The organism is Pseudomonas sp. IT-347P, assembly GCF_949768005.1.
Classification (GTDB): Bacteria; Pseudomonadota; Gammaproteobacteria; order Pseudomonadales; family Pseudomonadaceae; genus Aquipseudomonas.
Window position 1 is genome coordinate 44,511 of the sequence record NZ_CATKPQ010000057.1, and the last position, 21,401, is coordinate 65,911.

The following is a 21,401-nucleotide window of genomic DNA, read 5'->3' on the forward strand; positions in this document are numbered from 1 at the left end:
ACGGGCAACAAGGATCAGCGATTTGACGCATTGAATCTGCGTCGTAGGGAAGGTAAAGCAAGATGGTACAGGTGAGAGCACACCAGCCGATCAACACTGACGGCAGTATCAATCTCGAGGCTTGGCTCGATCACGCGGTCAGTGTCGATCTGGCACTGGATCGCGAAGCCTTGAAAGAAGCCTGCGAGTTCGCTCGCGAGGCCGAACAACAGTCCAATGCCAAGAAGAATCTGTGGGCCGAAGGCTCCGGCAGTTTCAGTACCGGCCTGGAAATCGCCGAGATTCTCGCCGATCTCAAACTCGATCAGGATTCGCTGGTCGCCGCGGTCCTGTATCGCGGTGTGCGCGAAGGCCAGATCGAACTCGCGGCGGTCGGCCAGCGCTTCGGCCCGGTGGTGGCCAAACTGATCGACGGCGTGCAGCGCATGGCGGCCATCAGCGCCAGCCTCAGCCCGCGTCAGTCGATGGTCATGGGCACGCAAGGGCAAGTGGAAAACCTGCGCAAGATGCTCGTGGCGATGGTTGACGACGTTCGCGTTGCGCTGATCAAACTCGCCGAACGCACCTGCGCCATTCGCGCGGTGAAAACCGCCGACGACGAAAAACGCAACCGTGTCGCCCGCGAAGTCTTCGACATCTATGCGCCGCTCGCGCACCGCCTCGGCATCGGTCATATCAAGTGGGAACTGGAGGACTTGTCCTTCCGTTACCTGGAGCCGGATCAATACAAGCAGATCGCCAAGTTGCTCCACGAGCGACGGCTGGATCGCGAGCGTTTCATCGCCGATGTGATGACCCAGCTCAAGGACGAACTGCAGGCCACCGGCGTCGATGCCGATATCAGCGGCCGGGCCAAACACATCTATTCGATCTGGCGCAAAATGCAGCGCAAGGGGCTGGAGTTCAGCCAGATCTACGACGTGCGTGCGGTGCGTGTGCTGGTGCCGGAAATGCGCGACTGCTACACCGCGCTGGGCATCGTCCACACCTTGTGGCGGCACATCCCGAAAGAATTCGACGATTACATCGCCAACCCGAAAGAGAACGGCTACCGCTCGTTGCACACGGCGGTGATCGGTCCGGAAGGCAAAGTCCTCGAAGTGCAGATCCGTACGCACTCGATGCACGAAGAAGCCGAGCTTGGCGTCTGCGCGCACTGGCGCTACAAGGGCACCGACGTCAAATCCGGTTCGAACCACTACGAAGAGAAAATCTCCTGGCTGCGGCAGGTCCTCGAGTGGCACGAAGAACTGGGCGATATCGGTGGTCTGGCCGAACAGCTGCGCGTCGATATCGAGCCGGATCGGGTCTACATCTTCACTCCCGACGGTCACGCCATCGACTTGCCGAAAGGCGCGACGCCGCTCGACTTCGCCTATCGCGTACACACCGAAATCGGCCACAACTGCCGTGGCGCGAAGATCAACGGGCGCATTGTGCCGCTCAACTACAGCCTGCAGACCGGTGAGCAGGTCGAGATCATCACCAGCAAGCACGGCACGCCGAGCCGCGACTGGCTGAACTCCAACCTCGGTTACGTCACCACCTCGCGGGCGCGGGCGAAGATCGTTCACTGGTTCAAATTGCAGGCGCGCGATCAGAACGTTGCGGCCGGTAAAACCCTGATCGAGCGCGAACTGACGCGTCTCGGTCTGCCAGCGGTGGACTTCGACAAGCTGGCCGACAAGGCCAACATGAAAACCGCCGAAGACATGTTCGCCGCCCTCGGTGCCGGCGACTTGCGTCTGGCGCAACTGGTCAATCTGGCGCAGCAACTGGTCGAGCCGGAACGCGGCAACGAACAATTGGAGCTGATTCCGCGCAAGGCCACCGGGTACAAACCGGGCAAGCGCGGCGACATTCAGATCCAGGGCGTGGGCAACCTGATGACGCAGATGGCGGGTTGCTGCCAGCCGCTGCCGGGCGATGCAATCGTCGGTTACATCACCCAGGGCCGTGGCGTGAGCATTCACCGTCAGGACTGCGCCTCGGTGCTGCAACTGGGCGGACGCGAGCCGGAGCGGATCATTCAGGTCAGCTGGGGGCCGGTGCCGGTGCTCACCTATCCGGTGGACATCATCATCCGCGCCTACGACCGTTCCGGGCTGCTGCGTGACGTCTCGCAGGTGCTGCTCAACGAGCGCATCAACGTGCTGGCGGTCAACACCCGCTCGAACAAGGAGGACAACACTGCGCTGATGTCCCTGACCATCGAGATCCCGGGACTGGATGCGCTGGGGCGCTTGCTGGGGCGCATTTCGCAGTTGCCGAACATCATCGAAACGCGGCGTAACCGTACTCCGTGAGGATTGGCGCTCTCGAATGTTAACCGCCGATCCAATGTGGGAGCGAGCTTGCTCGCGAAGACGGTATCGCATCCAGCAGTGATGTGATTGAAAGTCCGCCTTCGCGAGCAAGCTCGCTCCCACAGGGATCTATGTAGTGAGTGAAATGATGTACAGCCTTGAAGACCTGCTCCACCTCATGAACCGTCTGCGCGATCCACAGTACGGTTGCCCGTGGGACATCAAGCAAACCTACGCGACCATCGTCCCGCACACCCTCGAAGAAGCTTACGAAGTGGCCGACGCCATCGAGCGCGGCGACTTCGATCACCTGCAGGGCGAGTTGGGCGATCTGCTGTTCCAGGTGGTGTATTACAGCCAGTTGGCCAAGGAAGAAGGGCGCTTCGAATTTGCCGGGGTGATCGACAGCATTACCCGCAAGCTGATCCGTCGCCACCCGCACGTGTTTCCCACCGGCGATCTGTACGCGCCGCTGGATGTGCCGCGCTTGAGCGAAGAACAGGTCAAGCAGCGCTGGGAAGAGATCAAGGCCGAAGAGCGTGCGGAGAAATCCGCCGCGCCCGAGCAACTGTCGCTGCTCGATGACGTGCCGGCCACGTTGCCGGCACTGTCGCGTTCGGCCAAATTGCAGAAGCGCGCCGGGCAGGTCGGTTTCGACTGGCCGGACGCCTTGCCGGTGCTCGACAAGGTGCGCGAAGAACTCGATGAAGTCCTCGAAGCGATGTCCGAAAATGATGCCGTCGCCGTGGCTGACGAGATCGGCGACTTGCTGTTCTCCGTGGTCAATCTGGCCCGGCATCTGAAGGTCGACCCGGAAACGGCACTGCGTGGCGCCAACGGCAAGTTTGAAAGACGTTTCCGTTTTATCGAACAGGCATTGCGCGACACCCACCGTCCCATGGAAGATTGCACCCTCGAAGAGTTGGACGCCCTGTGGGGTGAAGCCAAACGTCAGGAAAAGAATGTGCCCGGCTGCGGCTGAGCCACTGCCCAAGTGAGTAAGCACCATGAGTATTTCCCTTCGCGATCAGTTGCTCAAAGCAGGCCTGGTCAACCAAAAGCAGGCCAAGCAGGTCAGCAAGGACAAGCAAAAGCAGCAGCGTCTGGCGCACAAAGGCCAGATCGAGCTGGATGACTCGCAACAGCGTGCCGCCCAGGAAGCCATGGCCGAGAAGGTCAAGCGTGACCAGGAGCTGAACCGTCAGCAGAAAGAGAAAGCCGAGGCCAAGGCGCGTGCAGCGCAGGTCAAGCAACTGATCGAAGTCTCGCGTCTGCCGAAGCTGACCACCGAGGACTACTACAACTTCGTCGACGACAAGAAGGTCAAGCGCATCTCGGTCAACACGCTGATGCGCAACAAGCTCAGCAGCGGTTCGCTGGCGATCGTGCACCATGCCGGCGGCTACGAAGTCATTCCGCGTGAAGCGGCCCTGAAGATTCAGGAGCGTGATCCACAGCGCATCGTCCAGCTCAACGTGCAGACTGAAGAGGTCAGCAGCGAGGACGATCCGTACGCGGCCTATCAGATCCCTGATGATCTGATGTGGTAAACCGATACAGCTGTAACAACGACAAACCCCGCTCATGGCGGGGTTTGTCGTTTTCAATGCTGTGGTGACTCAGGAGGAACGGGCTTCGCGTTGTTGCTCTTGCACTTCGAGTTCGGCCTTGTAGTTGTGGGCGTCGATCTCGTTGTGGAACATGCCGACCAGCAAGTCTTGTTGATGCACATCCCAGATGCGGATACCGGCGGCTACGCCTTCGTGGGACATGTGTGAATCGTCGCGTTCAGTTACTTTTACAGTCATCTGCTAGCTCCAAATCTCAAGTTATCTGCAGCAAGGCGTGTGCAGGACTCTTTTATAGAATTTGTTAGCCTGCTAAGTAAACGGCTGATTTGCGCAAGGTGTTGTTGCGTTTTTTGCAACAGTGCTGCAGCCCGCGTAATCCGCGACATTCGGTCGCAGGGCGGTAGGTTTCATGACAGAAGTTTCATTTTCAGACCATCGCAAACCCTTGTAGGAGTGAGCCTGCTCGCGATAGCGCAGTGTCAGTCACCAACGATGTTGGCTGATCCACAGCCATCGCGAGCAGGCTCACTCCTACAGTGGATTTGTGTCGGCCATGAGTTTTCTTCAGGCAAAAAAAACGCCCCGAACCAGTCGGGGCGTTTTCAGGTGTGGCTCAGCAGCGGGAAATTATTTGCCTTCCCAACGCTTCAGTACCAACGTGGCGTTGGTGCCGCCGAAGCCGAAGCTGTTGCTCATCACGGTATTGATGGTGGCGTTCTCGCGGGTCTTGGTCAGCACCGGCAGATCGGCCACTTCAGGGTCCAGCTCGTCGATGTTGGCGGAGCCGGCAATGAAGTTGCCTTCCATCATCAGCATGCAGTAGATCGCTTCGTGAACGCCGGCGGCGCCCAGGGAGTGACCGGACAGGCTCTTGGTCGAGCTGATTGCAGGTGCCTTGTCGCCGAACACTTCGCGCACACCTTTCATTTCCGCAACGTCGCCGACCGGAGTCGAAGTGCCGTGGGTGTTCAGGTAGTCGATTGGCGTATCAACGGTGGACAAGGCCTGCTGCATGCAACGGATGGCGCCTTCGCCACTCGGTGCAACCATGTCGTAGCCGTCGGAGGTCGCGCCGTAGCCAACGATTTCCGCGTAGATTTTCGCGCCGCGGGCCAGAGCGTGTTCCAGCTCTTCAACCACGACCATGCCGCCACCGCCAGCGATGACGAAACCGTCACGGTCGGCATCGTAGGCACGGGAAGCTTGTTCCGGGGTGTCGTTACGCTTGCTGGACAGAGCGCCCATCGCGTCGAACAGGAACGACTGGCTCCAGTGCTCTTCTTCACCGCCGCCGGCGAAGACGATGTCCTGCTTGCCCATCTGGATCTGTTCCATGGCGGTACCGATGCAGTGAGCACTGGTGGCGCAGGCAGAAGCGATGGAGTAGTTCAGGCCCTTGATCTTGAATGGCGTGGCCAGGCAAGCGGAAACGGTGCTGCTCATGGTCCGCGTTACGCGGTATGGGCCAACGCGCTTCACGCCTTTCTCGCGCAGGATGTCCAGCGCTTCCATCTGGTTCAGCGTGGAGGCACCCCCGGAGCCGGCGATCAGGCCGGTACGCGGATTGGACACTTGCTCTTCGGTCAGACCGGAGTCGGCAATCGCGTCTTTCATGGCCAGGTAGGCGTAAGCCGCTGCGTGGCCGACGAAACGATAGATCTTGCGATCGATCAGTTCTTCAAGGTTGAGGTCGATGGAGCCGGAAACCTGGCTACGCAGACCCATTTCAGCATATTCCGGGTTGAACCGGATGCCAGGGCGGCTTGCACGCAGGTTAGCGGAGACGGTCTCTTTGTCATTGCCCAGGCACGAAACAATGCCCAGACCAGTGATAACGACGCGGCGCATGCGAATAACCCTTAGAAGTTGTCAGTGGAGGTGAACACGCCGACGCGAAGGCCTTCGGCGGTGTAGATTTCGCGACCGTCGACAGTCACCGAACCATCGGCGATGGCCAGGTTCAGCTTGCCCTTGAGGACGCGTTTGATATGAATGTTGTAGGTGACTTTCTTGGCGGTCGGCAGGACCTGACCGAAGAATTTCACTTCGCCCGAACCCAGCGCACGGCCGCGGCCCGGCAGGCCTTGCCAGCCCAGGAAGAAGCCGACCAGTTGCCACATGGCATCCAGACCCAGGCAGCCCGGCATCACCGGATCGCCTTCGAAGTGGCACGCGAAGAACCACAGGTCAGGGTTGATATCCAGCTCGGCGACCAATTCACCTTTGCCGTACTTGCCGCCTTCTTCGCTGATCAGGGTGATGCGATCCACCATCAGCATGTTCGGGGCGGGCAGTTGCGCGTTACCTGGGCCGAACAGCTCACCGCGACTGCAGCGCAGCAGATCTTCCCGAGTAAAGGCGTTTTGTTTGGTCATGCGAGCTCCTCAATAATCCCATGCGGCAGGTGGGGCAAATCTTCCCGACCGTTCGAAGCGTTCATGCCTCGAACCGGCAGCCTACTCATAGACTATTGCGTTGTGGTGAAAGTCACAGCACCAAGGACATGAATGTACACTTGTGCACTGAAATTTTTATTCAAGCCTCTTTTGAGGCTTGTTCGGGTGCCTAAGACTGCCGCACTTTCGCATTTCACGCCAGTCGCAGATGGTCGAAAGGCCCACACTACGACACCCAGCGCTGCAGAATCTGCTGCAGATCATTACGTTTGAACGGCTTTGCCAGATAATCGTTCATGCCCGCCGACAGACAGGTTTCACGGTCGCCCTGCAAGGCGTTGGCGGTCAGCGCGATGATCGGCACTTCGCTGCGGCCAGGCAGGAGACGAATCTGCCGGGTGGCCTCGTAGCCATCGATGATCGGCAACCGGCAATCCATCAGAATCACTTCAAAGTCATGGCCCTCGGCACTGCGCACGGCCTGCGCGCCATCGGTGGCAACACTGACAGTAAAGCCCAGACTGCGCAGCATCGCTTCGATAACCGTCTGGTTCACCGGATTGTCTTCGACCAGCAAGACATTGCGGCCCTCGCCATGCCCTTTGCCGTTCAGCGCACGGGGCACGGCCAGTGGCGGCAGCGCCTGCTTGTAGAGTGCCAGCGGAATCTCCAGGGTGAACACTGAGCCGCGACCTTCCTCGCTCTGCGCGCGCAAGGTGCCGCCCATGCGTTCGGCCAGCGTACGGGCGATCGGCAAACCGAGGCCGGTGCCGCCATAGCGCCGTGAGATCGAACTGTCGGCCTGCTGGAAAGCGTTGAACATCAACTCCAGACTCTCAGAAGAAATACCGATGCCGCTGTCGCGCACCGAGCAGGTGAACCACAACAATTCGTGATCCAGTGACTGCCACTGCGCCTCGATGCTGACCCGGCCCTGTTCGGTGAACTTCAGCGCATTGCCGACCAGGTTGACCAGAATCTGCCGGATCCGCGTCGGATCGCCCTGCACCTGCAAACCGCGCATGTCGTCCGGGATCCGCAGATTCAGCGCCAGACCGCGTTGCACCGCGCTGTGCTGGAACGACTGGGCGCAGGCGCCAATCAGTTCGGCGAGGTTGAACGGGATGTGCTCCAGTTCCAGCTCCGAGCGTTCGATACGCGAGAAGTCGAGAATATCGTTGATGACTTTCAACAGGTGTTCGGTGGACTCCGAGGCGAGCGCGGCGTATTCGACCTGCTCCTCGGTCATCTCGGTGGTTTCCAGCAATTGCAGCATGCCCAGCACACCGTTCATGGGTGTACGCAGTTCGTGGCTCATCATCGCCAGAAAATCGGACTTGGCGTTGTTGGCCTTTTCCGCTTCCTCGCGGGTCTGGATCAGTTGCGCCATAGCCTGGTGCTGCTCACGGCTGGCCTGTTCCAGCGCCTGGGCGAGGTTGTTGATGTGTTGTGACAGCGCGCCCAGTTCGGTGTCATCGACAATCGGCAGCGGGGTTTTGTAATCGCCGTCCTGAATCGCCTTGACCGCATCGCCGATATCGCGAATCGGCTGCGACAGGCTACCGGCCAGGCGCCGCGCCAACACAAAAGTGAAGAGCAGGGCGAACAGCGCGAGAATTCCGGCCTTGAGCAGGATCTCTTGCTGGCGCTGGCTGAAGGCATCGTTGGACAGGCCAACAATCACCCGCCCCAGATAGTCCTCGCTGGCCCCGCCATTGCTGACCTTACCGTCCTGAAAGAAATCATTATGCAGGGCGATGCGCTGCAGCCGTACCGGTGCCTGAAACACTTCGACCTGATGCGGCCGGCTGTGCGCAGCGGCGGGTTGTTCGACGTACACCAGAATCCGGTTGGCGCTGTCCTGTATTTCCAGAAAACGTACGTTAGGCGTGGCCAGTGTCGCTTTGAGCAGGCTTTCCAGGACTTCGTTGTTGCCGGAAATCACCCCGTATTCGGTAGCCGGCGCCAGTTGGTTGGCGATCAACTGGCCGGTGTGGTTCAGCTCCTGGCGCAAATCCTGAATGCGCACGAAAGTGAAGAAGCTGATCAGCAACAAGGTCAGCAACAACGCCGGACCCAGGCTGATCAGCTGAGTGCGGGTGTTGATATCCCAACGGCGACGGAAACTCATGGGCGGCGTTCTCCTTCAGCCAGCGCGCTGGCAACAGACGCTTCATTCAGCGGTTCGATACCCAGTGAACGAGCGACCTGTGCATTACTTGAGACTTTAAAACGTGCGGGATAGAGCGAGCGCGGCCAGTTGGATGGTGGCTGGTCAAGCAATTGATCGAGGATGGCCAGCCAGTCGTTCTGATCGCTGTAACTGCTGGCCAGGCTGCCGGCGCGAACGAATGCCACGTTGGGGCCGACCAGCGCGACTTGCCGTGAGTAACTGCTGAGCAGCAGGTTTTTCGCGGTTTTCGGGTTGTACAGGTCGGGGTCGTCGAACCCCAGCATTACATCGCTGTTCTTCAGCACGGCTTGCAGAGGGCGGCTGTCGTGAATGTTGTCCCAGCGCTGGCTGACGATTTCCAGTTTCAGTGGTTGCGCGACCTGATGCAGTTCGTTGAGCAGGAATTCACTGTGTTGGTCAAACAGCACACCGATGCGCCGCGCCTGCGGCAGAATCCGCCGGATCAACTGCAACTGCCGGCTCAGCGGCGGATCGCTCCACAACAGGCTCAAGTGGGGCGGTTGTGCGTTGCCGAGCCGTTGTCTGGCCTGCAAGCGGCTGATGCGCAGAACCAGGGTCATCGGCCCCTGAGAATCCTGCAGGCGCCAGTCGAGGCTCGGCAGATCGAGCAGAATCAAGCGCAGGTTGGAGGGCAACTTGCCCGGTGCCGGCAGACTGGCCAGTGGCTGGAAACGCACGTTGTCGGTCGGTCGCAACTCGCTCAGCGCCTGCACGAACGCCTGCACGCCGGGGCTTTCCTCGGCGCCGGTCAGCAGAATGTCGGCGGCCTGCACCGCCACGCCATGCAGCCACGCGGTCAAAAACAGACAAAAACCCGCCAGCCAGTGGCCAAGGGTAGGCGTCTTGCGTGACAGGTTGCGGCGCATCTAGAACTCCAGCTCGGCGCTGAAATACATCACGTGGCGTTCGTCATAATTGTTGTCGACGAAAGTGTTCGGCTCGTGGTCGAGACGCTGTTGCAGCACGCCGGCCAATTGCAGCTGGGCTTTGCCCAGCGGAATGCGTTTGGCGATGCGCGTGTCGACCCGTTCGAAACGGTAGCCATTAAGCGCGTTGTCGCCGTAATAGAAGAGGGCGCTGTTCCAGCCATGTCCCCAATCGCGTAACCAGCCGGCCGATCCGCTGTTGCGCGAGGTGAATTGCTGGTCCAGCGGATTGCTCGCTTCGGCATCGACGAAGGCGTAAGTGAAGCGCAAACGGTCGGCCAGGCTAACGCGCCAGTCGAGCTGGGTTTCAACGCCGCGAAACCGTGAACTGTTGGCGTTGCTCGCGATGTATTGGTTGTTGCGCAGCGGCTCACTGATCATTCCGGTGATCTCGTCGTAGAACAGCTTCACGTCGAGGGCCAGCCCCAATTCGGCGAAATAGCCGTTATAGCCGAGCTCTCGTGAACGCATGTGTTCCTGATCGAGATCGCCCGGGCCGCGGGTCTTGACGAAGTAACGTGCCGATGACTGGCCGTAAGCCGAGGGCTGCAGTTTGCTGACCTGGTAGCTCCAGTTGACGTTGTTCTCGAACATGTCCGGCGAGCGGATGGCCTCCGAGTACACCGCGCGCAGGCCATGGCGCGGGTTGATCAGGTAATTGACAGCGAAGCGCGGGGTCAGCGAACTGCCGATCAGTTGCGTGTCTTCAAACATCGCACCGCCCTGCAACAGCCAGTGTTCCGTGGCGCGCCATTCCAGTTGGCCGAACGCGCGCCAGGTGGTGTCGTCCAGCGTGCCATTGAAGTAGGTCTCGGAGTCGGCGCGGTCGTAACGATAGTTCATGCCGCTGACCAGACGCAGGCTGTCGGACAGGCTGAGGGTGTCCTGCAGTTCGAGGTCGTAACGCGATTCCCGCGCGCTCTGATCGATGTCGCCGCACAGGGTTCGGCTGGCGCCGTTGCGCCACTGGTCGAGCACCTGATTGGCCAGGGCCATTTCCTGCGGGGTGCCGGGCGCAGCGCCCGGGCCGGTGAACTGCGTGATGTTGCGCGCCAGACGTTCGGTGTAATTCGGGTTGAGTTGCCACAGTTGCGTCAGCTCGGGGCTGAACGACACTTCGGCATCGCAGGCACGCCAGGTTTGCTGTCGATCCCAGTGTTGCGCCGAACCTTGTATATAAAGGCTGTGCTCGGGGTTGATGTCGAGGTTCCAGCGCACCGAACCGGCGTAATCCTTGGCCACTACGTCGGAATTGTTCCCGGCGGCGGTAATCCCGGAGAAGACGGGGCGGTACGTGTACGGCCGCTGGTTTGTTCCGTCCTTCGCGTTGACCTGCCAGTCGAGACTCTGGTTGTCGCTAAGGGTATGGCTGACTGCAAGACTGAAACGGTTCAAACGCCGACTGTCACGGTAATCGGCACCGCTGCGATCGCTGTCGAAGCCGTCATCTTCCTGGCCGGACAGGGACAGACGCAGATCGCCGCCATTCCAGCCGGTGCCCTGGCTGGCGTAGAAGTCATTGATGCCACGCTGGCCACGGGTGTACTTCAGCCGCGTGCCGTGGCTGTCCGCCGGGTGACGGGTAATGATGTTGACCACCGCCATCAGCGCGTTGGCCCCATAGCTGACGGTGTTCGGGCCGCGAAAGACTTCGATGCGCTCGATGTCTTCCATGGCCACCGGAATATCGCTCCAGTCCACCGTGGACAATCCGGCGCGATACACCGAACGGCCATCGATCAGCACTTGCATGCGCCGCGCTTCGCTGGCGTTGGTGCCGTGGTAATTGACCGCCGCCTGATTGCCGCTGATGTTGCCGACCATCATCCCCGGCACCAGCCGCAGCAGTTCGCTGATGTCGCGGGCACCGCTGGCGTGGATCAGTTCGCTGTCGAGTACGGTCATGCTCCCTGGCACTTCCGCCGGTGTCTGTTTCAGGCGCGTGGCGGTCAGCACCTGGGGCAGTGCTGCGTTGTCCAGGAACAGGTCGTCCGCCATCAATACCGGGCTGAACAGCAGCGCCAGTAGCACGGACGAACGCGGGGACGCAGAGCCAAAAGACACGACACAACCTTGATAGCGAAGAATTGGCGCGCATGTTAACCGAGGGCAGCGACTTTTCCAGTCACGTTGCAGGCATTTTCCTAGGTTTTATTGGTCTTCTTCCTACAAGTGTCGGTAATTGACGCAGGGGCTGGCCGCGACCGGGTCGCCCCGTATAATGCCGGCATCGCCACTGGTATGGATTAACGGATTGCATATGACTGAACAGCGCCCGATTGCGGTCCTGGGAGGCGGAAGTTTTGGTACCGCCGTGGCCAATCTATTGGCCGAAAACGGCCATCAAGTCCGGCAGTGGATGCGTGACCCCGAGCAGGCCGAGGCCATCCGGGTCAATCGCGAGAACCCGCGTTACCTCAAAGGCATCAAGATTCTGCCCGGTGTGACTGCGGTCACCGACTTGCAAGCAACCCTCGATGCCTGCGATTTGTGCTTTGTCGCGCTGCCGTCCAGCGCGTTGCGCACGGTGCTCGCCGCCCACGCCGAGCGGTTGAGCGGCAAGATGCTGGTCAGCCTGACCAAAGGCATCGAAGCCCAGACCTTCAAACTGATGAGCCAGATCCTCGAAGAGATCGCCCCGCAGGCGCGCATCGGCGTGTTGTCCGGGCCGAACCTGGCGCGCGAGATCGCCGAACACGCGCTGACCGCCACCGTGGTCGCCAGCGAGGACGAAGAGCTGTGCAAAGCCGTGCAGGCTGCGCTGCATGGCCGCACCTTCCGCGTTTATGCCAGTGCCGACCGTTTCGGCGTCGAACTGGGCGGGGCGTTGAAAAACGTTTACGCGATCATCGCCGGCATGGCGGTGGCACTGGAGATGGGCGAGAACACCAAGAGCATGCTGATCACCCGCGCGCTGGCCGAGATGACCCGCTTCGCGGTGAATCAGGGGGCGAATCCGATGACCTTCCTCGGTCTGGCCGGTGTCGGTGATTTGATCGTGACCTGCTCGTCGCCGAAGAGTCGCAACTATCAGGTCGGTTTCGCGCTGGGTCAGGGCTTGAGTCTCGACGAAGCGGTGTCGCGCCTCGGTGAGGTCGCCGAAGGGGTCAACACCTTGAAGGTGCTCAAGGCCAAGTCCCAGGAAGTCGGCGTCTATATGCCGCTGGTCGCCGGGCTCCACGCAATCCTGTTCGAAGGACGCACGCTGGAGCAGGTGATCGGTCTACTGATGCGAGCCGAGCCGAAAACCGACGTCGATTTTATTTCCACCAGCGGTTTCAACTGAGTGAGCCGGGAGTAGCAAGCCATGAACGATCCGAAAACCGAAGCCAAGTACGAATCCATCCTCCTGCGCGTGCTGTGGATGATCGTCTACGTGCTGGTCTGGCAAGTGGCGCAGTTCATCCTCGGCGCGGTGGTGCTGGTGCAACTGATCTATCGTCTGATCTATGGCGCCCCGAGCGCCAGCCTGATGAACTTCGGCGACAGCCTGAGCCAGTTTCTGGCACAGATCGGCCGCTTCGGCAGCTTCCACAGCGACCAGAAACCCTGGCCTTTCGCCGACTGGCCTGCGCCGCGTACCCCGGAAGGCGAAGCGCCGCACGCCGTCGCACCGGCACCGCATCCGGTCCGAGATGAGGAACCCAAGCTATGAAACTCTGGGTATTGCGTCACGGTGAGGCGGTGCCTCACGGCTCGAAGATCGATTCCGAGCGGGAATTGACCGAACACGGGCGTAAGGAAGTGTTGAGCAGCGCCGCTCACTTGATGGGACAGCCGCTGACCGCGATCTACGCCAGCCCTTATCTGCGTGCGCAACAAACTGCGCAGATTGTTCGTGAGGCGCTGGGTTTCGAGCCGGAGATTCGCACGGTGGAGTGGCTGACGCCGGAGACCGATCCGGACAGGGTCGCCGAGCAACTGGTGGCAGTCAGCAACGTGTTGCTGGTCAGCCACAACCCGTTGGTGGGCAATTTGCTCAGCTATCTGCAGCACGGCACCGGATATCCGCCGGAGCGCGTGAGTACAGCGGGGCTGGCGGAGCTTGAGCACAGTGAGCTGCTGATTGGCTCGATGACCCTCAATAGCCTCAAACACCCGTAACGCTGATTCCTGTGGGAGCGGGCTTGCTCGCGAATGCGGTGTATCAGACACATCGATTGTGAATGACACACTGCATTCGCGAGCAAGCCCGCTCCCACATTTGAATTGCGCAAACCGTATGAAATTATTTGTTTGAATTTTCCAACCAAGCACTTGCTTGGTTGACTACGCTTGCTCCAGACCCAAAAACAGGAGCGAGTCGCATGTCTGCCGCCTTCCGTTTGCCGCTGGACGTGTTCTACGAACGTGAAGCGCGGCACCCGCGCCAGCGCTTTCTCGTGCAGCCCATCGGTGGCGGGCAAGTCGAGACCCTGAGCTGGGCCGACGTCGGTCATCAGGCCCGCTGCGCTGCGCATTGGCTGCGTGCGCGGGAGTTGCCGCAGGGCAGCCACATCGCCCTGATCTCGAAAAACTGCGCGCACTGGATCATCGCTGACCTGGCGATCTGGATGGCCGGACACGTCTCCGTTCCCTTGTATCCCAACCTCACCGCCGACTCTGTCGCACAAGTGCTCAATCACTCGGAAAGCGCTCTGGCTTTCATCGGCAAGCTCGACGACTGGCCGGGCATGTCCAAAGGCGTGCCGGCGGATCTGCCGACCATCAGCCTGCCACTGCATCCGCCTGGGGATTTCGATTTCAGTTGGGCCGACTTGCAGCGCTGCTCACCGATTCAGGACGATCCGCGTCCTGCCGCCGAGCAACTGGCGACAATCATCTACACCTCCGGCACCACCGGTCTGCCCAAAGGCGTGATGCACAGCTTTGCCAATCTCGGTTTTGCCACCACGCGCGGTACGCAACTGTTCGGGCTGAACGAGAACGATCGATTGCTCTCGTACTTGCCACTGTGTCACGTCGCCGAGCGGATGTTCGTGGAACTGGCGTCGATCTATACCGGGCAGACGGTGTTCTTCGCCGAGAGCCTCGAGACCTTTATCACTGACTTGCAGCGCGCGCGGCCGACCGCGATGTTCGGCGTGCCACGCATCTGGACCAAATTCCAGATGGGCGTGTACGGCAAGATCCCGGCAAAGCGTCTGGATTTGCTTCTCGGTCTGCCATTCATTGGCAAACGGGTCGGGCACAAAGTGCTGGCAGGGCTGGGGCTGGATGCCTTGCGCGTGGCGTTGTCCGGCGCGGCGCCGGTGCCGCAGACCTTGCTCGCCTGGTATCAGAAACTCGGCCTCGAGGTGCTGGAGGTCTATGGCATGACCGAGAGCTGCGGTTACTCGCACATCTGTCTGCCGGGGCAATACAGGCAGGGCTGGATCGGCAAGCCATGCCCGGATGTCGAAGTGCGCATCGATGAGTCGGGCGAGGTACAGGTGCGCAGTCAGGCGAACATGCTCGGCTACTTTAAGGAACCGCAGAAAACTGCCGAAACGTTGACCGAGGACGGTTTTCTGCGCACCGGCGACAAGGGCGAGCAGGATGCCGAGGGGCGCCTGCGCCTGACCGGCCGGCTCAAGGAAATCTTCAAGACCAGCAAGGGCAAATACGTCGCCCCGGCGCCGATCGAAAACCGCCTGGCGGTGCATTCGCGGATCGAACAGGTGTGCGTGGTCGGCGATGGCCTGAGTGCGCCGCTGGGCTTGTGCGTGCTGTCGACGGTCAATCAGGACGAGGGGCGGGCGAGTCTGCATTCGAGCCTTGAGAAACTGCTGGAAGAGGTCAACGCCGTACTCGACAAGCATGAACGCCTGCGCCGCCTGGTGGTGGTCAAGGACAGTTGGGCGGTGGAAAACGGCTTCCTCACGCCGACGCTGAAGATCAAGCGCAACGTCATCGAAGACACCTATGGCGCGCGTTTCGAAGAATGGAGCGAGCGCAGCGAGGCGGTGCTGTGGCAGGATTGAGCGACCACTAAAACAACAAAGGAAGTCTGCGATGAGCTTGTGGCGTACCGCTCCCAATATCGAGCAATTGAATGCAATCCAGAAGAACACCATTGGCGAAGTGCTGGACATCCGCTTCGAAGCGTTCGATGAAGAATCGCTGACCGCGAGCATGGTCATCGACCATCGCACCCATCAGCCCTACGGCTTGCTGCATGGTGGCGCGTCGGTGGTGCTGGCGGAAACCGTTGGGTCGATGGCCAGTTATCTGTGCATCGATGCCAGCCAGTTTTATTGCGTCGGTCTTGAGATCAACGCCAACCATTTGCGCGGCTTGCGCAGTGGCCGAGTGACGGCGGTGGCCAAGCCGATTCATATCGGCCGTACCACGCATGTGTGGGATATCCGTTTGAGCAGCGATGAAGGCAAAGCCAGTTGTGTGTCGCGTTTGACCATGGCGGTGGTGCCGTTGGGTGAGCAGCCGCCGGCACGTTGAGTGGGTTTCTTCAGTGATCAGCCCCTCACCCCAGCCCTCTCCCAGAGGGAGAGGGGGCCGACCTTGTTGTTTTCACGTGCTTCATCGACCTGAGATACCGAGTCGAATACAGATTCGTAAAAGCATGCAGATCGGCTCCCTTTCCCCCCTCGCCCCCAAGGGGGAGAGGGCTGGGGTGAGGGGGGAAGCGATCTTCCTGACACACCATCACGCTGACCGGACTGTCATCATTCCTGGCAGTTACGGTCATTGCCGCGGGACGCGGTCTTACGGACAATCAACGCCACGTTTTCCGCTCATGGATTTACCAGCATGTCGCAACCGATTTTTTTCGCCCACGCCAACGGTTTCCCTTCGGGCACCTATGGCAAGTTGTTCGCGGCGCTGGCGCCCGAGTACCGGGTCGCGCATCTGGAGCAGCATGCCCATGACCCGCGTTTTCCGGCGGACGACAACTGGTACAACCTTGTCGATGAGCTGATTCATCATTTGCAGCAGCAGGATCAGCCGGTGTGGGGCGTCGGCCATTCTTTCGGTGGTGTTTTGCACTTGCACGCGGCGTTGCGTTGTCCGGAGCTGTATCGCGGCGTGGTAATGCTGGATTCGCCGGTGCTGACCCGCACCGATCAGTGGGTGATCCGCGCGGCCAAGCGTTTTGGTTTTATCGACAAATTGACTCCGGCAGGGCGCACCCTTGGTCGCCGTGAAGAGTTCGCCGATCTCGACAGTGCGCGCAGTTATTTTGCCGGCAAGACGCTGTTTCGTGGTTTCGACCCGGAATGCTTCGACGCCTACCTGCAACATGGTCTGCACCAGGTCGGCGGCAAATTGCGGCTGCGCTTCGACCCGGCCACCGAGATCAGCATCTATCGCGGCGTGCCGCATACCAGCCCTGGCCGTACCCGGCAATTGCAGGTGCCGCTGGCAGTGGTGCGCGGGCACAAGAGTCGCGTGGTCATGCGCCATCACACCCGCTTCGTTTCGCGTCTGGCACAAGGGGAGGCACTGAGCATGCCCGGCGGCCACATGTTTCCGCTTGAGCGTCCACAGGACACCGCGCGGTTGTTGAAAGATCTGTTTACCCGTTGGGAAAACCGTCAGGACAAGGATTGCGCATGAGCCCGACCTTCGAAGAAGTGCGCCTGAGCCTGCCGCATATTGAACTGGCCGCGCATTTGTTCGGGCCCGAGGACGGAGTGCCGGTGATCGCGCTGCATGGCTGGCTCGACAACGCCAACAGTTTCGCCCGATTGGCGCCGAAGCTCAAAGGCTTGCGCATTATTGCTCTGGACATGGCCGGCCACGGGCATTCCGGGCACCGGCCGAATGGCGCCGGCTATGCGCTGTGGGATTACGCCCATGATGTGCTGCAAGTCGCCGAGCAACTGGGCTGGAAGCGTTTCGGCCTGCTCGGGCATTCCATGGGCGCCATTGTCTCGATGGTGTTGGCGGGTTCGTTACCGGAGCGCATCAGTCATCTGGCGCTGATCGACGGTGTGATTCCGCCTACAGACAAAGGCGAAAATGCTGCCGAGCGCATGGGCATGGCCCTGCAGGCGCAACTGGATCTGCGGGAAAAACGCAAACCGGTCTATAACACCCTCGACCGCGCCATCGAAGCCCGAATGAAGGGGCTGGTGGCGGTCAGTCGAGAAGCCGCCGAATTGTTGGCTCAACGCGGTCTGATGCCGGTACCGGGCGGTTACACCTGGCGCACCGACAATCGCCTGACCCTGCCATCGCCGCTGCGCCTGACCCAGGAGCAGGCAATGGCGTTCGCGCTTCGAGTCAGTTGCCCGGCGCATCTGGTGGTCGCGGCTGACGGCATGCTGGCCAAACATCCCGAGCTACTGGAGCGTCTACCCTTTAGCCGGGAACAGTTGGCGGGCGGGCACCATTTGCACCTTAACGACGAGGCCGGGGCGGACCTTGTCGCAGACTGTTTCAATCGGTTCTTCGCCATTCCTTGACTTGCTGCGGGCAACTGTCGAGGCTGGGCGGGTTGAAATGGGAGACAACCACGATGGATTTCTACACCGCTGCGACCTCGAATCACCCAGTCATGCCGATCCGATGAGGCTGACTATGCGGTCACTCAGTCTGTTGGCACTGTGCTGTTTCAGTACCGTTTCGTTCGCCGCCGATGTGCCGGGCAGTCAGGATCTGCAGATCGTGCCGCGACTGGCCGATGCACAGATCGTCGACTACCGTCCGCCGGTGGAGCTTGAGCGGATCTATCCACTGGGCTCGATCCGCAAGATCAGCGGGCAGCTGCGTTTCGATGGCCAGGTCACCGCCCGTGGCCAGACCACTTCAGTAACCTACGAGTTGCCGCCCGAACACTCCGCCACCGAAGCCTTTACCGCCGCGCGCGAGGCTCTGCAAAAGCAGGACGCCGAATTGCTGTTCTGGTGTCAGGCACGCGATTGCGGCGAAAGCAGCCTGTGGGCCAACGAAGTGTTCGGTAACTCCAAGTTGTACGGCGCTGACGAGCAACAGGCGTACCTGTTGTTGAGGCTGGCCACGCCGCGCGACAACACGCTGGTGGCGCTTTACAGCATCACCCGCGGCAATCGCAAAGCCTATCTGCATGTCGAACAGTTCGAGGCGATTGCACCGTTGGGGGAGCTGCTGCCGACCTCGGCGACCCTGTTGCGTCAACTGAAAAGTACCGGCGAACTGGATTTCCCTGATCGCGTGGATGACCCGGATGACACATGGCTACGCCTGATTTCCCGTGGACTTAACCTCGATACAACGTTGCGCGTAACGGTGTCCGGGCCGAAAGCCGAGGCCTGGCGACAGGCGCTGATCAATCAGGGCGTGCGCGCGGCACGCATGGAAACCGGCAGTGTCGAAGGCTCTGGCCTGCGTATCGACCTGTTACGCTAAGCTGCCTCGGGCGAGCACGAACCCTGTGTTCGCCTACTCTTTGCCTGACTGATTTTTTCGAGACCTTACATGCTCAATAACGATCGCCTGCTGGTGCAGATCCTGCTGCTGGTGTTGTTTGGTGCCAGCCTGTGGGTGATGGCGCCCTTCTGGTCGGCGCTGTTCTGGGGCGCGGTGCTGGCGTTTGCCAGTTGGCCGCTGATGCGCCTGTTGACCCGCTGGCTGAACGGCCGCGAATCCTTGGCTGCGGCGATTCTGACAATGGGCTGGATGCTGCTGGTGGCGGCACCGCTGGTGTGGCTGGGGTTCAACCTGGCGGATCATGTGCGCGATGCCACGGCGTTCATCAAGGATGTGCAGGTCGACGGTCTGCCGGAAGCGCCGGTGTGGCTGGGGACTTTGCCGTTTGTGGGAGAGCGTCTGGTCGGGCTGTGGAACAGCGTCGATCAGCAGGGCGCCGCACTGATGGTATCGATCAAACCGTATCTGGGGCAGGTCGGTAACTGGCTGCTGGCGCGCAGTGCGCAGATTGGCGGCGGGATTCTCGAGCTGACCCTGAGCATTGTCTTTGTGTTCTTTTTCTATCGCGACGGGCCGCGACTGGCGGCGTTTGTGCATAGTCTGCTGCAGCGGCTGATCGGTGATCGCGCGGGGTATTACATCGATTTGGTGGCCGGCACGGTGCAGCGGGTGGTCAACGGGGTGATCGGCACAGCGGCGGCGCAGGCGGTTCTGGCGTTGATCGGGTTTTTGATTGCCGGTGTGCCCGGGGCGCTGGTGCTTGGGATTGTCACTTTCCTGTTGAGTCTGATTCCGATGGGGCCGCCGTTGGTGTGGGTGCCGGCCACGGCCTGGCTGGCGTGGAAGGGCGAGTACGGGATGGCGATATTTCTCGGGATCTGGGGGACGTTCATCATCAGTGGCGTGGACAACGTGCTCAAGCCGTATCTGATCAGCCGCGGGGGGAATTTGCCGCTGGTGATTGTGTTGCTTGGGGTGTTTGGCGGGTTGATCGCGTTTGGGTTTATCGGGTTGTTTATCGGGCCTACGCTGTTGGCGGTGGCTTATAGTTTGTTGACGGATTGGAGCAAGAGTCAGGGGCGGGTTGAGGAGCGGCGCTAGCGGTTTGGGTTTGGGTTTGGGTTTGGGTTTGGGTGAATATCCGTTGCTGCGGTAACGGCTGCTTAGGGTTCCGCCCTTACGGCGGGTCACTTTTGGCAAACGCCCCAAAAGTAACCAAAAGGGCTTGCTCCTGCGTGCGGCCCGCTCGCTGGGGCTCGGGGTTCCTTCGCTGCGGGATCGATCCGGGCGCAGCGTCTCCGGTTTGCTTCGCTGCACCTCCTCTCGCTGTGTTTGGCTTCGCCAAACGGTCGCTGCGCTCCCACCCCCGGATCAATCCCTCCACTCAGCCTTCCGACGTCGCCCGTGGATCAAGATCAAAAGCAGGCGAGCTGACACTCGGCCTATTGAGTGGTGAAGAGCGCGGGTGTTCGGCTTTGGTTTTGTGGTGGATTTACCCCTCACCCCAGCCCTCTCCCGAGGGAGAGGGGGCCGATTTGTGGGCTTTTCGGGACCTGAGTTCGACTCGGTATTTCACGTCGGCGTATCTCTTCCAGTGCATGCGGTCAGTCCCCTCTCCCTCCGGGAGAGGGCTAGGGTGAGGGGCTTTTGATCTGTTTCAGAATCTGAGTTCAACTCGGTATTTCACGTCGGCGTAATTCGTCCAAACACCTCGATCAGTCCCCTCTCCCTCCGGGAGAGGGTTAGGGTGAGGGGCTTTTGATCTGTTTCAAAATCTGAGTTCAACTCGGTATTTCACGTCGGCGTAATTCGTCCAGACACCTTGATCAGTCCCCTCTCCCTCCGGGAGAGGGTTAGGGTGAGGGGCTTTTGATTGTCCGCAGCAAAAATGTCGTCGACTCAAGTCGCCACATTCAAATACTTGCCCACCGGCGCTGCGCTAACGAGCGAATACTGCTTGCTCAAATTGGCAATCATGCGATTCAGCGCTTCTGTCGTGCTCTGAGTCGAAGCGGTCTGCTCTTCCTCCGGTCGTTCTCTCCCAGCTTGTAACGCCGCTTTCAGCTCATCACTGCTCACGCCGCCACTGCTGTCGCTGTCGAGTATGTTGAGCAGTGCGGCGCTGGTGTCAGTGCTTGTCGATGAGGTGCTGTTGCTGGTCTGCAGAGCGCTGCTTAATTCGGTGGCAGTCACGCTGCCGTCGCCATCGGCATCGAGTTGGCTGAACAGCTCGTCGCTGTCGATTTTTGGTGGGGGAGGCGGCGGGGTCAGGCTGGCGGTGAGTTCGTCCTGGCTCACGGTGCCGTCCTTGTTCTTGTCGAGGGCGGAGTAGATTTCGTTGCTGTCGGCAGTGCTGCCGGCGCTGATCAGGCCGCTGCTCAGTTCGTCCTGATCCACCGCACCGTCGCCGTTGCTGTCGAGTTTGGCGAACAGTTCTTTTTGCAGCTGCGGGCTGCGGGTGTTTTGCGTGGTGGTGTTGCTGGCGCTGGTATAGCTCGCGTAGTTGCTGACGCTACCGATCATCGGACTCACTCCCTGGAATGGAAAACCGGTGGGTGTACCGGCTTACGCAGCGTCGGGGCGCAAATTGTCGGGGGTATGTGGGGTTTGTACCGGTGAGTACACATGATGGACTGAACACCGCTCCCACAGTGATC

Annotated in this window: 19 protein-coding genes; 12 read left to right on the top strand and 7 right to left on the bottom strand. The window is 60.4% G+C overall.

Annotated features, from left to right (window positions below):
• Positions 1–62: 62 nt before the first annotated feature.
• The 3 genes from relA (at position 63) to ACM6IV_RS22650 (ending at position 3,856) form a co-directional block, all read left to right on the top strand.
• The gene (gene relA, locus ACM6IV_RS22640) at positions 63–2,306 is read left to right on the top strand and encodes a GTP diphosphokinase (protein WP_414871734.1); all 2,244 of its coding nucleotides are present in this window, start codon (positions 63–65) and stop codon (positions 2,304–2,306) included.
• A 148-nt stretch (positions 2,307–2,454) separates the two neighbouring features.
• Positions 2,455–3,288: a nucleoside triphosphate pyrophosphohydrolase gene (gene mazG, locus ACM6IV_RS22645; RefSeq protein WP_414871965.1), complete on the top strand. Its 834-nt coding sequence runs from the start codon at positions 2,455–2,457 to the stop codon at positions 3,286–3,288.
• 25 nt (positions 3,289–3,313) lie between these two features.
• A complete protein-coding gene (locus ACM6IV_RS22650; protein ID WP_038367495.1) occupies positions 3,314–3,856 on the top strand; it encodes a DUF2058 domain-containing protein in 543 nt (180 codons plus the stop codon).
• 69 nt (positions 3,857–3,925) lie between these two features.
• On the opposite strand, the gene ACM6IV_RS22655 is transcribed toward ACM6IV_RS22650, so the two are convergent.
• The 6 genes from ACM6IV_RS22655 to ACM6IV_RS22680 all read right to left on the bottom strand — a co-directional run bounded on the left by ACM6IV_RS22655 (position 3,926) and on the right by ACM6IV_RS22680 (position 11,457).
• Complete coding sequence (locus ACM6IV_RS22655) at positions 3,926–4,114, bottom strand: hypothetical protein (RefSeq protein WP_034155814.1); 189 nt, start codon at positions 4,112–4,114, stop codon at positions 3,926–3,928.
• Positions 4,115–4,504: 390 nt separating this feature from the next.
• A complete protein-coding gene (gene fabB / locus ACM6IV_RS22660) occupies positions 4,505–5,725 on the bottom strand; it encodes a beta-ketoacyl-ACP synthase I (protein WP_007957797.1) in 1,221 nt (406 codons plus the stop codon).
• Positions 5,726–5,736: 11 nt separating this feature from the next.
• Positions 5,737–6,252 (bottom strand): 3-hydroxyacyl-[acyl-carrier-protein] dehydratase FabA, encoded by a 516-nt coding sequence (gene fabA / locus ACM6IV_RS22665; protein ID WP_003227150.1) that lies wholly within the window; start codon positions 6,250–6,252, stop codon positions 5,737–5,739.
• Between the two features lie 247 nt (positions 6,253–6,499).
• The gene (locus ACM6IV_RS22670; RefSeq protein ID WP_414871735.1) at positions 6,500–8,404 is read right to left on the bottom strand and encodes an ATP-binding protein; all 1,905 of its coding nucleotides are present in this window, start codon (positions 8,402–8,404) and stop codon (positions 6,500–6,502) included.
• Positions 8,401–9,333 (bottom strand): ABC transporter substrate-binding protein, encoded by a 933-nt coding sequence (locus ACM6IV_RS22675; protein WP_414871736.1) that lies wholly within the window; start codon positions 9,331–9,333, stop codon positions 8,401–8,403. The genes ACM6IV_RS22670 and ACM6IV_RS22675 overlap by 4 nt, the downstream gene beginning before the upstream one ends.
• A complete protein-coding gene (locus tag ACM6IV_RS22680) occupies positions 9,334–11,457 on the bottom strand; it encodes a TonB-dependent receptor plug domain-containing protein (RefSeq protein WP_414871737.1) in 2,124 nt (707 codons plus the stop codon).
• 196 nt (positions 11,458–11,653) lie between these two features.
• Here ACM6IV_RS22680 and ACM6IV_RS22685 point away from each other — a divergent pair, with 196 nt between their 5' ends.
• From ACM6IV_RS22685 to ACM6IV_RS22725, 9 genes are all read left to right on the top strand, one after another.
• Complete coding sequence (locus tag ACM6IV_RS22685) at positions 11,654–12,679, top strand: NAD(P)H-dependent glycerol-3-phosphate dehydrogenase (RefSeq protein ID WP_095114424.1); 1,026 nt, start codon at positions 11,654–11,656, stop codon at positions 12,677–12,679.
• Between the two features lie 21 nt (positions 12,680–12,700).
• Positions 12,701–13,048, top strand: coding sequence for a DUF4389 domain-containing protein (locus ACM6IV_RS22690; RefSeq protein WP_122592244.1), 348 nt, complete (start codon positions 12,701–12,703; stop codon positions 13,046–13,048).
• Positions 13,045–13,497 (top strand): phosphohistidine phosphatase SixA, encoded by a 453-nt coding sequence (sixA, locus tag ACM6IV_RS22695; RefSeq protein WP_414871738.1) that lies wholly within the window; start codon positions 13,045–13,047, stop codon positions 13,495–13,497. The genes ACM6IV_RS22690 and sixA overlap by 4 nt, the downstream gene beginning before the upstream one ends.
• 203 nt (positions 13,498–13,700) lie before the next feature.
• Positions 13,701–15,356: an AMP-binding protein gene (locus ACM6IV_RS22700; RefSeq protein WP_414871739.1), complete on the top strand. Its 1,656-nt coding sequence runs from the start codon at positions 13,701–13,703 to the stop codon at positions 15,354–15,356.
• A 31-nt stretch (positions 15,357–15,387) separates the two neighbouring features.
• Positions 15,388–15,831 carry a hotdog fold thioesterase gene (locus tag ACM6IV_RS22705; protein WP_414871740.1) on the top strand — a complete coding sequence of 148 codons (444 nt, stop codon included), beginning with the start codon at positions 15,388–15,390 and terminating at the stop codon, positions 15,829–15,831.
• 312 nt (positions 15,832–16,143) lie between these two features.
• Positions 16,144–16,950 (top strand): alpha/beta fold hydrolase, encoded by an 807-nt coding sequence (locus tag ACM6IV_RS22710; protein WP_414871741.1) that lies wholly within the window; start codon positions 16,144–16,146, stop codon positions 16,948–16,950.
• Complete coding sequence (locus tag ACM6IV_RS22715; protein ID WP_123594404.1) at positions 16,947–17,801, top strand: alpha/beta hydrolase; 855 nt, start codon at positions 16,947–16,949, stop codon at positions 17,799–17,801. The genes ACM6IV_RS22710 and ACM6IV_RS22715 overlap by 4 nt, the downstream gene beginning before the upstream one ends.
• A 115-nt stretch (positions 17,802–17,916) precedes the next feature.
• Positions 17,917–18,723, top strand: coding sequence for a DUF4892 domain-containing protein (locus ACM6IV_RS22720; RefSeq protein ID WP_414871742.1), 807 nt, complete (start codon positions 17,917–17,919; stop codon positions 18,721–18,723).
• A gap of 69 nt (positions 18,724–18,792) precedes the next feature.
• Positions 18,793–19,845 (top strand): AI-2E family transporter, encoded by a 1,053-nt coding sequence (locus ACM6IV_RS22725; RefSeq protein WP_414871743.1) that lies wholly within the window; start codon positions 18,793–18,795, stop codon positions 19,843–19,845.
• A 798-nt stretch (positions 19,846–20,643) separates the two neighbouring features.
• Here the strand turns inward: ACM6IV_RS22725 and xopAW are convergent.
• Complete coding sequence (gene xopAW, locus ACM6IV_RS22730; RefSeq protein ID WP_414871744.1) at positions 20,644–21,267, bottom strand: XopAW family type III secretion system calcium-binding effector; 624 nt, start codon at positions 21,265–21,267, stop codon at positions 20,644–20,646.
• Between the last annotated feature and the right edge of the window lie 134 nt (positions 21,268–21,401).